The 15,456-nt window shown below is 65.3% G+C and carries 14 protein-coding genes and 2 pseudogenes; 4 read left to right on the top strand and 12 right to left on the bottom strand.

All coding sequences use genetic code 11. The features are described from left to right. Positions 1 to 22 precede the first annotated feature (22 nt). Positions 23 to 1,519: an amino acid permease gene (locus G6N13_RS12405; RefSeq protein ID WP_163697379.1), complete on the top strand. Its 1,497-nt coding sequence runs from the start codon at positions 23 to 25 to the stop codon at positions 1,517 to 1,519. Continuing rightward, a complete protein-coding gene (locus G6N13_RS12400; protein ID WP_163697377.1) occupies positions 1,516 to 2,397 on the top strand; it encodes a universal stress protein in 882 nt (293 codons plus the stop codon). The genes G6N13_RS12405 and G6N13_RS12400 overlap by 4 nt, the downstream gene beginning before the upstream one ends. A gap of 3 nt (positions 2,398 to 2,400) precedes the next feature. Here G6N13_RS12400 and G6N13_RS12395 read toward each other — a convergent pair whose 3' ends face one another. From G6N13_RS12395 to G6N13_RS12370, 6 genes are all read right to left on the bottom strand, one after another. Further along, a complete protein-coding gene (locus G6N13_RS12395) occupies positions 2,401 to 3,255 on the bottom strand; it encodes a mycofactocin-coupled SDR family oxidoreductase (RefSeq protein ID WP_163697375.1) in 855 nt (284 codons plus the stop codon). 364 nt (positions 3,256 to 3,619) lie between these two features. After that, a complete protein-coding gene (gene tuf, locus G6N13_RS12390) occupies positions 3,620 to 4,810 on the bottom strand; it encodes an elongation factor Tu (protein WP_163697373.1) in 1,191 nt (396 codons plus the stop codon). Between the two features lie 88 nt (positions 4,811 to 4,898). Next, positions 4,899 to 7,001: an elongation factor G gene (gene fusA, locus G6N13_RS12385; protein WP_163697371.1), complete on the bottom strand. Its 2,103-nt coding sequence runs from the start codon at positions 6,999 to 7,001 to the stop codon at positions 4,899 to 4,901. A gap of 88 nt (positions 7,002 to 7,089) precedes the next feature. Further along, a complete protein-coding gene (rpsG, locus tag G6N13_RS12380; RefSeq protein ID WP_018601866.1) occupies positions 7,090 to 7,560 on the bottom strand; it encodes a 30S ribosomal protein S7 in 471 nt (156 codons plus the stop codon). Beyond that, on the bottom strand, positions 7,560 to 7,934 hold the full coding sequence (rpsL, locus tag G6N13_RS12375; protein WP_036343468.1) for a 30S ribosomal protein S12: 375 nt from the start codon (positions 7,932 to 7,934) through the stop codon (positions 7,560 to 7,562). The genes rpsG and rpsL overlap by 1 nt, the downstream gene beginning before the upstream one ends. 321 nt (positions 7,935 to 8,255) lie before the next feature. Beyond that, complete coding sequence (locus G6N13_RS12370; RefSeq protein ID WP_163697369.1) at positions 8,256 to 8,894, bottom strand: TetR/AcrR family transcriptional regulator; 639 nt, start codon at positions 8,892 to 8,894, stop codon at positions 8,256 to 8,258. A 127-nt stretch (positions 8,895 to 9,021) separates the two neighbouring features. Between G6N13_RS12370 and G6N13_RS12365 the strand changes: the two genes are divergently transcribed. Next, positions 9,022 to 9,513: a DUF3060 domain-containing protein gene (locus G6N13_RS12365; RefSeq protein WP_163697367.1), complete on the top strand. Its 492-nt coding sequence runs from the start codon at positions 9,022 to 9,024 to the stop codon at positions 9,511 to 9,513. A gap of 238 nt (positions 9,514 to 9,751) precedes the next feature. Here the strand turns inward: G6N13_RS12365 and G6N13_RS12360 are convergent, their stop codons facing one another. From G6N13_RS12360 to G6N13_RS12345, 4 genes are read right to left on the bottom strand one after another with little or no spacing between them, the layout of a single operon-like run. Then, positions 9,752 to 10,510, bottom strand: a complete 759-nt coding sequence (locus tag G6N13_RS12360; protein ID WP_163697365.1) for a crotonase/enoyl-CoA hydratase family protein — start codon at positions 10,508 to 10,510, stop codon at positions 9,752 to 9,754. Then, on the bottom strand, positions 10,507 to 11,220 hold the full coding sequence (locus tag G6N13_RS12355) for a PaaX family transcriptional regulator C-terminal domain-containing protein (RefSeq protein WP_163702060.1): 714 nt from the start codon (positions 11,218 to 11,220) through the stop codon (positions 10,507 to 10,509). Before G6N13_RS12355 ends, G6N13_RS12360 begins: the two co-directional genes overlap by 4 nt. A 23-nt stretch (positions 11,221 to 11,243) precedes the next feature. Continuing rightward, on the bottom strand, positions 11,244 to 12,152 hold the full coding sequence (locus G6N13_RS12350; RefSeq protein WP_163697363.1) for a crotonase/enoyl-CoA hydratase family protein: 909 nt from the start codon (positions 12,150 to 12,152) through the stop codon (positions 11,244 to 11,246). Then, positions 12,149 to 13,777 carry an acyl-CoA dehydrogenase family protein gene (locus tag G6N13_RS12345; protein ID WP_163697361.1) on the bottom strand — a complete coding sequence of 543 codons (1,629 nt, stop codon included), beginning with the start codon at positions 13,775 to 13,777 and terminating at the stop codon, positions 12,149 to 12,151. The genes G6N13_RS12350 and G6N13_RS12345 overlap by 4 nt, the downstream gene beginning before the upstream one ends. A 63-nt stretch (positions 13,778 to 13,840) precedes the next feature. On the opposite strand from G6N13_RS12345, the gene G6N13_RS12340 reads away from it, so the two are divergent. Further along, entirely contained in the window at positions 13,841 to 14,176 is a 336-nt protein-coding gene (locus G6N13_RS12340; RefSeq protein ID WP_163697359.1) for a cupin domain-containing protein, read from the top strand. Between the two features lie 225 nt (positions 14,177 to 14,401). On the opposite strand, the pseudogene G6N13_RS25105 reads toward G6N13_RS12340, so the two are convergent. Together G6N13_RS25105 and purU are read right to left on the bottom strand one after the other, a co-directional pair. Then, positions 14,402 to 14,491 (bottom strand): annotated as a pseudogene (locus tag G6N13_RS25105) (deoxyribonuclease IV); the annotation flags it as partial. 30 nt (positions 14,492 to 14,521) lie between these two features. After that, positions 14,522 to 15,444, bottom strand: a pseudogene (purU, locus tag G6N13_RS12330) (formyltetrahydrofolate deformylase). Positions 15,445 to 15,456 lie beyond the last annotated feature (12 nt).

The following is a 15,456-nucleotide window of genomic DNA, read 5'->3' as shown; positions in this document are numbered from 1 at the left end:
CGCCGCGACTTGAGGAGCGCACATGTCGGCACCGTCGATCAATCTGACTGAGCAGATGCTCCGCCGGCGGCCGGTGCTCGGCGCCCCTGTCGCACAGGGTGCCTCCGATCACCTGAAACGAAGTATCGGCACGTTCCAGCTAACGATGTTCGGTGTCGGTTCCACCGTCGGCACCGGCATCTTCTTCGTGTTGTCCGCTGCGGTTCCAGAGGCCGGTCCCGGCGTCGTGGTCTCGTTCCTCATCGCCGGTATCGCGGCCGGTCTGGCCGCCGTCTGTTACGCCGAACTGGCTTCGGCGGTCCCCGTTTCCGGCTCCACCTACTCCTACGCCTACACCACGCTCGGCGAAGTCGTCGCGATGGGAGTGGCCGCCTGCCTACTGCTCGAATACGGCGTGTCCACCGCCGCGGTAGCCGTCGGCTGGAGTCAGTACGTCAACAAACTCCTCGACAATTTCTTCGGACACCATCTGCCACAAGCGATTTCCGCCGCCCCCTGGGATACCACGCCCGGGATCATCAACCTGCCCGCGGTATTCCTGGTCACCATGTGTGCACTGTTGCTAATCCGCGGTGCCAGCGAGTCCGCCACGGTCAACACGATCATGGTGCTGATCAAGCTGGGCGTGCTGGTGATGTTCGCGGTGATCGCGTTCACCGCATTCGATGCCAACCGCTTCGCCGATTTCGCGCCACTGGGCGCCGCGGGCATCGGGTCGGCCGCCGGAACGATCTTCTTCTCCTACATCGGCCTTGACGCGGTTTCCACCGCAGGCGACGAAGTGAAGGATCCGCAGAAGACCATGCCGCGCGCGATCCTCGCCGCACTGATCACCGTGACGGTGGTCTACATGCTGGTCACGGTCGCCGCCCTTGGTGCGCAGCAGTGGACTTACTTCGAGGGCCAGGAGGCCGGACTGGCCACCATCCTGGACACCGTCACCGGCGCCCAGCACTGGGGCACGGTGCTGGCCGCCGGCGCGGTCATCTCGATCTTCTCGGTGACGCTGATAACGCTGTACGGCCAGACCCGCATCCTGTTCGCCATGGGCCGCGACGGGCTGCTGCCGCCGATGTTCGCCAAAGTCAACCCACGCAGCATGACTCCGGTCAACAACACGATCATCGTGGCGATCGTGGTGAGCATCCTCGCCGGCGTCATCCCGCTGGACTACCTGGCCGACATGGTGTCGATCGGCACCCTGGTTGCCTTCATCGTGGTCTCGGTCGGAGTGGTCCTGCTGCGAATCCGCGAACCCGACCTGCCCCGCGGGTTCAAAGTGCCCGGCTACCCGGTGACACCCGTGCTCTCGGTACTGGCCTGCGGCTACATCCTGTACAGCCTGCACTGGTACACCTGGATCGCGTTCTCCGGCTGGGTCGCTGTCGTTCTGGTGTTCTACTTCGTCTGGGGCCGCCACCACAGTGCACTCAACAATCGCAGCGACGGTGTGATTGCCAGTGCCACAACGGGAGTCGAGGATGTCGAGGTCGTCAAGCCGCCGCAGGAGCCGTCATGACGGTCGTCGTCGGTTACCTCGCGGGTAAAAGCGGTACCGCGCCGCTGAACCTGGCGCTGGGCGCCGCACGCACGTTGCACACATCGCTGACGGTGGCCACCGTGGTCCCCAAACCGTGGACCACACCGTCGCCGGCCCGTATCGATGCCGAATATGCCCTCTGGGCAGACCAACTCGCCGCCGACTCCGCCAAGGAAGCGCAACGGTATCTGGCCGCCCTGTCCGATGGCGTCGACATCGTCTACCGCAGCCAAGCTCATCGCTCGGTGTCCGGCGGGCTCGTGCAGGTGGTCGACGAACTCGACGCCCAGCTGTTGGTGTTGGGCTCCTCCGCTAATGGCCAGCTCGGTCAGGTCGTGGTGGGATCGACCGCCGACCGGCTGCTGCACTCGGCGCCGGTACCACTGACCATCGCCCCGCGCGGCTACCGAAGTTCACGAACCCCGGTGCTGAGCCGCATCACGTGCGGCTACCCGGGCACACCGGAGGCGGTCGAAGTGGTCAAGCGGGTCGCCACCCTCGCCAAGCAGTTCGAGGTGCCGTTGCGGGTGATCACCTTTGCGGTGCGTGGCCGCACCATGTATCCGCCGGAAGTCGGTCTGCACGCCGAAGATTCGATCCTGGCCGCCTGGGAAGCGCATGCCCGCGAGGCGCTCGCGCAGCTCCGCACCGACGGTGTGGTGGATGAGGACGTCCTGCTTCAGGTGGTCAGCGGCAACGGCTGGGATCAAGCCCTGGACGCCGCCGCCTGGGAGGACGGTGAGGTGCTGGCGCTGGGCACCTCACCGCGTGACGGCATCGCCCGAGTCTTCCTGGGGTCGCGCGGCTCGAAGATCATGCGGCACAGCCCCGTTCCGGTATTGGTGCTACCGGGCTGAGAGCTAGTACTTCATCACACCGCGGTCGACGCTGATCTGCGAGCCGGACAGCGTGGCCGAATTGTCGCCGGCCAGCCAGACCACCACATCGGCGACCTCGTCGACGTTCATGAAATCGGTCAGCTTGCCCGCCGCACCCTGGCCGGTCGGGAGGTACGGCATCGGCGCGAAACCGTGCAAGAAACTGGGGTGTGCCGCGAAAACGCCCATCATGGCGTCATTTTCGGTCATCGGGGTGGCCACCGAGTAAGGATGGATCGAATTGACCCGGATGCCGTACTCGCCGACCTCCAGGGCAAGGGAATTGGTCAGGGCGGTCAGGCCGTGCTTCGACGCGGCGTAGTGACTGTTTCCGGGGGTGGCCTTGACCCCAGCCGATGAGCTCACGACGATGATCGAACCGCCGTTGCCCGCCTGGATGATCGCGGGGACCACGGCACGCAACGTCCGCCAGGTACCGGTGAGGTTCACATCGATGACGGTGTTCCACTGCTCGTCGGTCAGCTCCCACAGCCGGCCCCAGGACAGCACACCGGCATTGGCCACCAGGATGTCGAGCCGCCCGAACTGCTCGACACCGTCGGCCACCAGCTGGCGGACCGCGGCATCGTCGCGCACATCGACCTCACGGGCCAGCACCTTGCGGCCCTGCGCCTCTACCAGCCGCACCGTCTCGCTCAGGTCCTCGGGGGTGGTGCCGGGGTACGGAATCGTGTCGCTGACCGGCCCGCAGATATCGGAGATGATGACATCGGCGCCCTCACGAGCCAGCCGTACCGCATGGGCGCGACCCTGGCCGCGGGCGGCCCCGGTCACGAATGCCACTCGTCCTTCGAGCGTCCCCGACGATGTCGTCATCAATGGTCCTTTCGATCAGCTCCCGCCAGGCTAGCAATCTAACTGGAACGTGTTCTAGGAACCGCCGGAGGCGGTGAGTGAGTGGGCTCAGTAGGCGACCGGATCCCGAATGATCCGGCAGCTCGTGCAGTGGCCGCCGCCACCCGGAGCGCGCCGCGGCCCAGCGCCGCCGCGACGACCACACCCACGCCGACGATCAGAATCGACGGCGGGGACGCCCGCGGCTCGAATTCGCTGTCGTCCACCTGCCCCTGTGTGAGATGCCGAAGCGTAGCACCGTATCGAGGGCATGAGCCGGGCTCGGACACACGAAAAAGCGGCGCCCACCCGAAGGTGAGCGCCGCTTCCGCGGTACTAGTTCAGATCACTTGTGGATCTTGGTGACCCGGCCGGCACCGACGGTACGGCCACCTTCACGGATCGCGAAACGCAGGCCCTCATCCATGGCGACAGGCTGGATCAGCTTGACGGAGATGTCGGTGTTGTCACCGGGCATCACCATCTCGGTGCCCTCGGGGAGGGTCACTACGCCGGTCACGTCCGTGGTACGGAAGTAGAACTGCGGGCGGTAGTTGTTGAAGAACGGCGTGTGGCGGCCGCCCTCGTCCTTGGACAGGATGTAGACGCTACCGTCGAACTCGGTGTGCGGCGTGGTGGTGCCGGGCTTGACCACAACCTGGCCACGCTCGACGTCCTCACGCTTGACACCACGGACCAGCAGGCCGACGTTGTCGCCTGCCTGGCCCTGGTCGAGCAGCTTGCGGAACATCTCGACACCGGTGACCGTGGTCTTCGTGACGGTCGGCTTGATACCGACGATCTCGACTTCCTCGTTCACGTTGACCACGCCACGCTCGACACGACCGGTGACCACGGTGCCGCGGCCGGTGATCGTGAAGACGTCCTCGACGGGCATCAGGAACGGCTTGTCGGTGTCGCGGACCGGGTCCGGGATCGACGCGTCAACGGCGTCCATCAGATCCTCGACCGACTTGACCCACTTCGGGTCGCCTTCGAGCGCCTTGAGCGCGGACACCTGGATGACCGGCGCGTCCTCGTCGAAATCCTGGGCGGCCAGCAGTTCGCGGACCTCCAGCTCGACGAGCTCGAGGAGCTCTTCGTCGTCGACCATATCGGCCTTGTTCAGCGCCACCAGGATGTAGGGGACGCCGACCTGGCGGGCCAGCAGCACGTGCTCACGAGTCTGCGGCATCGGACCGTCGGTGGCGGCGACCACCAGGATCGCACCGTCCATCTGGGCGGCGCCGGTGATCATGTTCTTGATGTAGTCAGCGTGGCCGGGGGCGTCGACGTGCGCGTAGTGACGCTTCTCGGTCTGGTACTCCACGTGGGAGATGTTGATGGTGATACCGCGCTGACGCTCCTCGGGCGCATTGTCGATCTGGTCGAATGCGCGCGACTCGTTCAGCGTCGGGTACTTATCGTGCAGAACCTTGGTGATTGCTGCAGTCAGCGTCGTCTTGCCGTGGTCAACGTGACCAATGGTCCCGATGTTGACGTGCGGCTTCGTCCGCTCGAACTTCGCCTTCGCCACTTCTGTGTCCTCCTGGACTTGTTGTTGCTTTGGTTAAGCAGATGTGCTGGGTAGAAATTGTTTTCAGTTGTGTTGCCAGAGCAACGGATTACTGACCCGTCGCCTTCGCGATGATCTCCTTCGACACGTTCGCCGGAACTTCGGCGTACGAGTCGAACACCATGGAGTAATTAGCCCGGCCCTGCGTCCTCGACCGAAGGTCGCCGACATAGCCGAACATCTCCGACAGCGGCACCTGCGCCTTGACGACGCGCGCACCGCTGCGCTCTTCCATGGCCTGGATCTGACCACGGCGGGAGTTCAGGTCGCCGATCACGTCACCCATGTAATCCTCGGGGGTGGTGACCTCGACGGCCATGATCGGTTCCAGGATGGCCGGCTGCGCTTGCGCCGCAGCCTTCTTCAGCACCTGAGAGCCGGCGATCTTGAACGCCATTTCCGACGAGTCGACGTCGTGGTACGCACCGTCGAGCAGGATCAGCTTCAGGTTCACCAACGGATAGCCGGCGAGCACGCCGTACTGCATGGCGTCCTGGGCGCCGGCATCCACCGACGGGATGTACTCGCGCGGGATGCGGCCACCGGTGACCTTGTTCTCGAACTCGTAGGTTGCGCCGTCTTCGCCGACGAACGGCTCGATGCTGACCAGGACCTTCGCGAACTGGCCGGAACCACCGGTCTGCTTCTTGTGGGTGAACTCGACCTTGTCGACGGCCCGCTTGATGGTCTCCTTGTAGGCCACCTGCGGCTTACCGACGTTGGCCTCGACCTTGAACTCGCGCCGCATGCGGTCGACCAGGATGTCCAGGTGGAGCTCGCCCATGCCACCGATGATGGTCTGGCCGGTCTCGTGGTCCTGGTTGACCTTGAAGGTCGGGTCTTCCTCGGCCAGCTTCTGGATGGCCAGGGACAGCTTCTCCTGGTCACTCTTGGTCTTGGGCTCGATGGCGACCTGGATGACCGGATCCGGGAACGTCATCGACTCCAGCACGACCTGGTCATTCAGATCACTCAGGGTGTCACCGGTGGTGGTGTCCTTGAGTCCAATGACCGCGTAGATATGGCCGGCGGACGCCGTCTCGACTGGATTCTCCTTGTTGGAGTGCATCTGGAACAGCTTGCCCAGCCGCTCCTTCTTGCCCTTGGTCGAGTTGATGACCTGCGCGCCGGAGTCGACCTTGCCCGAGTACACCCGGACGTAGGTCAGCTTGCCGAAGAACGGATGCGTGGCAACCTTGAACGCCAGCCCGGAGAACGGCTCGGCCGCCGACGGCTTGCGCAGGACGATCTCGTCTTCCTTGCCCGGGCGGTGGCCTTCGGCGGCCGCGACGTCCAGCGGGGTCGGCAGGTAGTCGATGACCGCGTCGAGCATGGGCTGCACGCCCTTGTTCTTGAACGCGGAACCGCACAGCACCGGGTAGCCGGCGCTGGTGACAGTCAGCTTGCGCAGACCGGCCTTGATCTCGTCGATCGTGAGCTCTTCGCCACCCAGGTACTTTTCCATCAGGTCGTCGTCGGTCTCGGCGATGGCCTCGATCATCGCGGTGCGAAACTCCTCGGCCTTCTCCTGCAGGTCGGCCGGGATGTCGACGACGTCGTACTTCTCACCGAGCTTCGTCTCGCCGCGCCAGACCTTGGCCTTCATCTCAACCAGGTCGACAATGCCCTCGAAGTCACCTTCGGAACCGATCGGCAGCTGGATCGGGACCACGTTCGCGCCGAGGCGATCCTTCATGGTCTGCACCGAGAAGTAGAAGTCAGCCCCCAGCTTGTCCATCTTGTTGACGAAGCAGATGCGTGGGACGTCGTACTTGTCGGCCTGGCGCCAGACCTGCTCGGACTGCGGCTCCACACCTTCCTTGCCGTCGAAGACGGCGACGGCACCGTCCAGCACACGCAGCGAGCGCTCTACCTCGACGGTGAAGTCGACGTGGCCGGGGGTGTCGATGATGTTGATCTGGTTGTCGTTCCAGAAGCAGGTGGTCGCAGCCGAGGTGATGGTGATACCCCGCTCCTGCTCCTGCTCCATCCAGTCCATCGTGGCGGCACCGTCGTGCACCTCACCGATCTTGTACGAGATACCGGTGTAGAAGAGGATGCGCTCGGTCGTCGTCGTCTTGCCGGCATCGATGTGCGCCATGATGCCGATGTTGCGGACCTTGTTCAGGTCAGTCAGCACGTCCTGTGCCACGGCTAAATTCCCACTCTTTCGGTTCTCAGTTCGGTGTATTTAGTGGCCGCCGCGCGCAGCCGGTTCGCGTGCCCGCGGCGACGTGCAATCACCAGCGGTAGTGCGCGAAGGCCCGGTTCGCCTCGGCCATCTTGTGGGTGTCCTCTCGCCGCTTGACGGCGGCACCCAGGCCATTGCTGGCGTCGAGGATCTCGTTGGCCAGCCGCTCGACCATGGTCTTCTCGCGGCGCGCCTTGGAAAAGCTGACCAGCCAGCGCAGGGCCAGCGTGGTCGAGCGATCGGGACGAACCTCGACCGGCACCTGATAGGTGGCGCCACCGACACGACGGCTGCGCACCTCGAGGGCGGGCTTGACGTTGTCCAGAGCGCGCTTCAGGGTGACGACCGGATCGGTGCCGGTCTTGTCACGAGCCTGCTCCAGCGCACCATAAACAATGCGCTCGGCCAGGGATTTCTTCCCGTCCAGCAGCACCTTGTTGACCAGCTGGGTGACCAGCTGCGACCCGTAGACCGGATCGTTGACGAGCGGACGCTTGGGTGCGGGGCCCTTGCGCGGCATTAGCTCTTCTCCTTCTTCGCGCCGTAACGGCTACGGGCCTGCTTGCGGTTCTTGACACCCTGGGTGTCCAGCGAACCGCGGATGATCTTGTAGCGAACGCCGGGGAGGTCCTTCACACGGCCGCCGCGCACCAGCACCATCGAGTGCTCCTGCAGGTTGTGGCCTTCGCCCGGGATGTAGGCGGTGACCTCGACGCCGGTCGTCAGCTTCACGCGCGCCACCTTGCGAAGTGCCGAGTTCGGCTTCTTCGGCGTGGTTGTGTACACGCGGGTGCACACGCCGCGGCGCTGCGGGCTGCCCTTGAGGGCCGCGGTCTTCACCTTGGCGACCTTGTCGGTGCGGCCCTTGCGGACCAGCTGCTGAATGGTTGGCATCTACCGGCTTTCTATCTCTCGTCCGTCTTTCGGCGGTGTTCACGTCTCTGTACTGCTGTTTTCGCCCCGCCGCGTACCCCGCTGCCGGGCGTGTCGCAAGCACTGCGCACCAGGTCAATCCGATGCATACTGGACATGCGAATTTGCCCGGCGTGCGCGCATGCGTCCCCGCTTGCGCCCCTATCGGCCAGGCACGAGCTTCTACGATACCAGGCGGGGCACGCCCCTCCAAACTCGGTGTACGGCGCCTTACTGCAGGTCAACACGGGAATGTCGGCATCGGTTCCCGACGCCCTCCGTTATCGGCGCTCCGTAATGGGTTCAGCCGAGCGCGCTGTCACGCCGCGCCATGCCTGTGGCCAGCCGCAGCACCATGTCGGAGAACACTGCGTCGGTGTCGACGTCGTCCATCACGCCGGTCATCTCCAGCAGAACGAAGCCGTGCAGCGCCGCCCAAAACTCCAGCGCGGAGTAGAACGCATCATCCCCATCCAGTCCGTAGGAGGTCAAGACCTCGATGACCGGAGCCGCGGCGGCGTGCGACGCGGCCGTGTACTCGGGATCGTCACCGCCCAGCGGCATGCGGGTGAAGGCCGAATAGCGACCCGGATGGTGGTGGGCGTAGCTGCGGTAAGCGCTCGCCATCGCCATCACGGCGTCGTCGCGTACGCGGCCCTGCCCGACCGTCGAGAGCATCTGCAAAATGTCGTCGATGACGTGCATACGGACCGTCCGGCGCAGGTCCTCGAGGCTGTGCACGTGGTTGTATAGCGAGGGGCCTTTGGTGCCCAGCTGGGTGGCCAAGGCATTGATGGTCAGCCCATCCCAGCCCTCGCGGTCCAGGAACGTCAGCGCCGCGTTGACGATGACCTCGCGACTGAGTTTGGTGGACCTGGCGGCGGGTCGGCTGCCGGGACGCGGCCGGCCACCCGCCGAGTCCGGTTCCGGCTGAAATGTCATCACAAGCCCTTCAATGGTGATCGACGAAGAACTCTAGTTGACCGAGGTACCACCGCGCGGGCTCCAACTCGGGTTGGATGGAAACAGACGCACATCGGTGACCACCCAGAGGTCGTCGAACACGGTCATGGCGGATAACGTCGTCAATGACATCACGGTGTACGGCTGGGATCAGACGGTCTCGTACAAGTGCGGCGAACCCTCCCCTAAGGAAATACTGATGCACTCCCCGACCCTCATCGCCGGCGTCGGCGTTCTTGCTGCCCTTGCCCTGGCCGGCTGCGGATCCACCAGTACGGACTCCAAGTCCCCCACGGCTACGGCCGGCGAGTCGGGAGCCCAGGTAGAGGTGGGTAACACCATCAACTACGGCTCGTTCGGCACCACCGCGGAGATCGACTGCGCCGACGGCAAGTCACTCAACGTCGGGGGCTCGAACAACACCCTGACGGTCAAGGGCTCGTGCGCCTCGGTGAACATCGGCGGCGCCGACAACAAGATCACGTTCAACCAGATCGACAAGGAACTCTCTGTCGTCGGCCTCAACAACACCATCAGCTACACGGGCGACCCGAAGGTCAACAACCTCGGGTCGGGCAACACGCTCAACAAGATGTGAGCTGGAGCAGGCTGCATACTCATGAACGACGCCCACGTGGTGCCATGGCAGACCATGACGGAACATCTGTGGGCGCCAGTGACGGAAGTCTGTGCCGCAGGACAGTCTGTCCCGTAGGACAAGTGACACACGTCGGCCGTCAGACCCCCGAAGTCGAGTGTGCCAAAGACCATGTCGTCGGCGTCGATGACCCGGATGTCGTCACCGCGGCCCTGGGCCAGGCGAAGCGCTTCAGAGTTCAGTTGGCGGCACCGTGTCGACCGGCGCCCTTGGCGAATCGTTGTGCCCCAGCCAATGCCTCGGCGGCCACCCGCGACAGGCTGGCGAACTCGAAGTCCATGGCCTCGGCTTCGGATTGCCCCCATTGGTTGAGCATCGACAGGCGATCCGAACGCAGACACAGCTGCGGTAGTTGGGCCAGCTCGGCCGCCAAGTCCTCGGCGGCCTGGCGGGCCTGCCCGGTGGGCACCACCCGGCTGGCCAGGCCGATCGCGAGCGCCTCGTCGGCGTCGACGGCGCGGCCGGTCAGAATCAGGTCCATCGCCCGGCTGTGCCCGATGAGCCGGGGTAGTCGCACCGTGCCGCCGTCGATCAGCGGAACCCCCCACCGGCGACAGAAGACCCCGAACACCGCGTCTTGCTCGGCGACCCGCAGGTCACACCACAACGCCAGCTCAAGGCCGCCGGCCACCGCGTAGCCGCTGACCGCGGCGATCACGGGCTTGGACAACACCATGCGGCTGGGCCCCATCGGCCCGGGGCCACTTCGATGGGTGGGGTTGGAGTCGGGCGTGCCAATCGCCTTGAGATCGGCTCCGGCGCAGAAGGTTCCGTGATCACCCCAGAGCACGGCCACCGATGCCGACTCGTCCTGGTCGAATTCCTCGAAGGCGTGGAACAGCGCCATGGCGGTGGGGCCGTCGACGGCATTGCGCGCCTGGGGGCGGTCCAGGATCACCGTCGTCACGGGTCCGCTCTTCTCTACCCGTACCGTCATTTCGCCTCCACCAGTCGTTCCTCATCCCGCCGCGCACCCAGTTCCGCGGCGAAGTCTGCGTAAGCCTTTCGAAGCTCGGTCCCTGGCCAGTGCACCGGCAGCAGTTCCGTGGGCAGCACCTGATCGGTGAGCAGATGTCGCACCATGCCCGCGGCCGCGCGGAACCGTCCCGGAACGTCGCGGGCCGCGGCCATATCGTCCAGCAGCCGATCACCGGTACTCACCCATCCGGCGAGATCCCATAAGACCTGGGTCAGCTCGACCGGATCGGCGTCGCGGGCGCGCAGCACCCGTCCCCGGTTGGCGACTTCGGCGGGCAACTCGTCGTCGAGATTGTCCGGCCGCAGCCAGACACCCTCCCTCAGTTCACCGAATCGCTTGATCTGCAACGTGTTTCGCAGTGTAGCGCGCGTCCGGGCATCCATGCCGACTGCGGTGACGACCACGGTGATCCAACTGCCGTCCCAGTCACGGGTGCGCGGGTAGAGAGCGCCGTCCTGACGGCGCTGGCGGTTGAGCAGCCGGTCGGAGAGCCGGTAGCCGTCGTCTGAGCGCACCAGGTCGCCGGCGGCGACCATCCGGGTCAGCGCCACCCGCACGGTTTGTTCGCGGATGCCGAAATCCGATGTCAGTCGCAATAATTCCGCCGAGGTCGCCCACGCCGGATGTGCACCGAGCAAGACGCTGAGCACCACCGAACGGGCGGTCATCTTGGCCAGCGATTGCGGCACGCTCACACCCCCGACGCGCGGCGCCCGTAGTCACCGAACGGTTCGTCGCGATGACGTACCGCCTCCCGGAACCCCTGCGCGCGAGCGTCAGCCACAAACGCGTGCCCCTCCGGAGTGTGCCGGGCGATACCGTCGAACACGGTGCTGACCATGCGACTGGTCCCCACACCCTGCTGGTATAGCGCGGTGTTCATGGCCAACTTCACCATGATCAGCTGGTTGACCGGCACGGCCGCGATGCGCTCGACGAGCCGCTCGGTCCGCTCGTCGAGATCGGCCGGTTCGGGTGCCTCGATCGCCAAACCCCACTCGGCGGCTTGCGCACCGGTAATGCAATCCCCAGTCAGCAGAAGGCGTTTGGCCCGCTGATCGCCAAGGCGGTGCGCCCACAGGCCCGCAGCCGGAACCCCCCACACGCGGGTGGGCGGGTAACCGATCTTGGCGTCGGCCGCGGCGATCACCTGATCGGCGTGCAGCGCGATATCGGTGCCGCCGGCCACGCAGTAGCCGTGGATCTTGACCACCGTCGGCTTGTCGGCGTGCATCAGACTGGAGAAGCCACGCACAAACCGGCTCATCATCTGGTAGTCGGTCATCGGGTCCCACGGCCGGTCCGGCCGGTGGTTGACCGCCTGCGTCTTACCGTCGAGCACGCTGCCCTGCCGATCGCCACCGCCTGCCGAGGACGAGCCGTCGGCGTAGGCACCGAGGTCGAACCCAGCACAGAACCCCTCACCGCGCCCCGACACCAGGATCACGTGCACCTTCGGATCCAGGTCGGCGCGTTCGACCAGTGCCGCCAACTCCAGCGGAGTGTCGGCGACGATAGCGTTGCCCTTATCCGGCCGATTGAAGGTGATGCGGGCGACTCGATCGGTGACCTCATAGGTCATCGTCGTGAGTTCGGTCATCCCTTGACCAGGCAGCGCTCGAGGATCGGGGCGAGATCGAGCCCGGCCGGCAGCGTGCCGAACGCACCGCCCCAGTTACCGCCCATCCGGGTGGCCAGGAACGCCTCGGCGACCGCGGGGTGGCCGTGGCGAACAAGCAGGGAACCCTGCAGCGCCAACGCGATGTCCTCGGTGACCTTGCGCGCCCGGTACTCGATGGCCTCGAAATCCCCCAACTCGGCCCGCAACTCGGCGACGTGACTGTCGAGTCGAACGTCTCGGCCGGAGCTGGTGGCGAGTTCGTCGAACAGGACATCGACACATTCGGGCCGGGTTGCCATGGCGCGCAACGTGTCCAGCGCACTGACATTGCCCGAGCCTTCCCAGATGCCCATCAGCGGCGCCTCACGGTAGAGCCGCGGCATACCGGACTCCTCGGCATAGCCGTTGCCGCCCAGACATTCCATCGCCTCGCCGGCATGTGGGGTTGCCCGCTTACACACCCAATACTTGGCGGCGGCCAGGCCGATGCGGCGCAGCAGTGTCTCCCGTTCGTCACCACGGACGGCGGCATCGGTGGCCCCCGCCATCCGCATCGCGATAACAGTGGCGGCCTCGGCTTCGACGGCGAGGTCGGCCAGCACGTTACGCATCAGCGGCTGGTCGATCAGGTAGGCGCCGAACGCCTTTCGATGCTGCGCGTGATGCACGGCGCGGGCCAGTCCGCTGCGCATGCTGGTGGCGCTGCCGAGGGTGCAGTCCAGGCGGGTGAGGTTGACCATCTCGATGATGGTGGGCACCCCACGGCCCTCCTCGCCCACCAGCCATGCGATGGCACCGTCGTATTCGACCTCACTGGAGGCGTTGGCGTGGTTGCCCAGCTTGTCCTTCAAGCGCTGCAAGAACATTCGGTTGCGCGTGCCGTCGGGCAGGACCCGCGGCAGCATGAAACAGCTCAGCCCGCCGGGCGCCTGCGCCAAGACCAGGAAGATATCGCTCATCGCCGCGGACGTGAACCACTTGTGCCCGGTGATGGTGTAGCTGCCGTCCCCGTTGGGGACGGCTTGGGTGGTACCGGCCCGGACGTCGGAGCCGCCCTGCTTCTCGGTCATCGACATGCCAGCGGTGATGCCGACTTTGGTGGCGGGCATCGTCAATGCGGGGTCGTAGAGTCGGCTGGTCAACAGCGGCTCGTAAACCGTGGCGAGCTCAGGGTTGTGGCGCAGCGCGGGGACGACGGCATACGTCATCGAGATCGGACAAACGTGACCGGGCTCGGGAGTCCACACGCCCATCTTCGCCGCGCGCACCACGTGGGTGCCTGGCCGATCGTCGGCCCACGGGGCGGCGTGCAAACCGTGGGCGATCGCCGTGCGCATCAGCTCGTGATAAGCCGGGTCGTACTCGATCTCGTCGATCCGGTAACCATACCGGTCGTGGGTGTGCAGGATCGGCTGATTCCGATCCGCCAGGTCACCCCAACGCTGAGCCTGGACGCTGCCCGACAGCGCGCCAACTTCGGTGACCTCGTCGACGCCCCATTGGCCACCCTCTCGGATGAGAGCCTCGATCAGCACCGGTGAACTCGCCGGGTTGTGGTCCACCAGCGGTGGAACCTGGTTGGTGACGACATGCGTATCCGACATGGCACCTACTGTTACATTTTTCCGACAACTGCACAAGATGGGTAATATGGCACGCTGGTTACGGTGAAGTCGAACTCTGAGGTCCACGCCGCCACCTTGTGGCTTGAGCACGAGCCGGCACCCGCCGACCAGGCCGTCACCGGCGATCCCCACACCGGGGTTGCCGAACTCGGTGAGTTCGGCGGGCTGCAGGTCGGGGTGTGGGAGATGACGCCCGGAGTGATGCGGGATGTGGAGGCTGACGAGTTGTTCGTGGTGCTCTGTGGAGCGGCCACCGTCGAGTTCGACGACGGCAGTCCGACGCTCACCCTCGGCGCCGGTGATGTGGTGCGCCTCGCGGAGGGGACCACAACGGTGTGGACGGTGACCGAGACGCTACGAAAGGTGTATCTGACCTAAGCCTGACCCAGCCCGACTGCGCGGCGAAGAGGTCCCAGATCTGCTGCGTCGCGAACCATGGCCAGTCGTGCGCGCCACCGGCCACGGTGATCAGCTCGACGTTGCGCCCGGGGCAGGTAGCTATCGACGTCGTCACATGTCCGTCCACCGTTGTCACCCGCTCCGGACATGGGTCGGCGGTGCGCCAGAAGGCGTTGAGCTGGGTCGCCGCGTCGGGCCGGATGGCCGCGGGTTGCCGAGGAAGAACTGCGACACCTCGGCACCGTCTGCCGCGGCGGCTGCCAGCGGATCGTCGCCGTGGACAGAACCGATCAGCGCGGGGTCAAGTCTAGGTGTCCGGACCGTTCAGAAGCAGACCGTCTGATTCCCGTACCGAATAACGCGGTCTTCGCAATGCCACTGCACTGCCCGGGAGAGCACCGCGCGCTCCACGTCGGCGCCGAGGCGCACCAGGTCGTCCACACGGTGGCGGTGATCGACGCGCACCACATCCTGCTCGATGATGGGCCCCTCATCGAGGTCCTCGGTCACATAATGCGCGGTGGCACCAACCAGCTTCACCCGCGTTCTTTGGCCCGGCGATAGGGCGCAGCACCGATGAACGCCGGGAGAAACGAATGGTGAATGTTGATCAGCGGACAACCCACCTCATCAATGAAATCCGGCGTCACGATTTGCATATAGCGGGCCAGCACCACCAGGTCGACGTTGCCGCGCAGTAAGTCGAGCATGCGTTGCTCGGCTTCTCCCCGAATCTCCTTGCGCGCCGGGACGTGGATGAACGGCACCCCGAACGGGCGCACCTGGTCGGCGAGATCGGGATGATTGGCGATCACCATCACCACCGACAGGTCGAGTTCTCCACGGCGGTTGCGCCACAACAGATCCAGCAGGCAGTGGTCTTCTTTGGAGGCCAGGATGGCGACTCGCTTAGGCTTGGCAGCCTCCGAGAGACGGAAGTCCATACCGAACGGCGATGCAACGTTGTCGGCAAAGTCGCACTGTAAGGCATCGATGGCGGCGCTCAGTCCAGGGAGGTGAAAGATGGTGCGCTGCATGAACGTTCCACCGCTTTGCCGTGTGGAGTGCTGATCCAGCGAGATCACGTTGGCACCAGCAGCCGCCAGAAATGTAGTCACCGCGGCGACGAGCCCCGGCCGGTCGTCACAACGGAGCAGCAGCCGCCCGATGTCGCGCGCCGGCACCGGCTGATGACCGGCCGGGTACGGGCCCGCTGCCGTGCCCTCGGGTCCAGCGTTGCCGCTCATTCTTACCTCCAT

The sequence above is a fragment of the Mycolicibacterium sarraceniae genome (assembly GCF_010731875.1).
Lineage (GTDB): Bacteria > Actinomycetota > Actinomycetes > Mycobacteriales > Mycobacteriaceae > Mycobacterium > Mycobacterium sarraceniae.
This window is presented reverse-complemented; position numbering and strand designations above follow the sequence as displayed.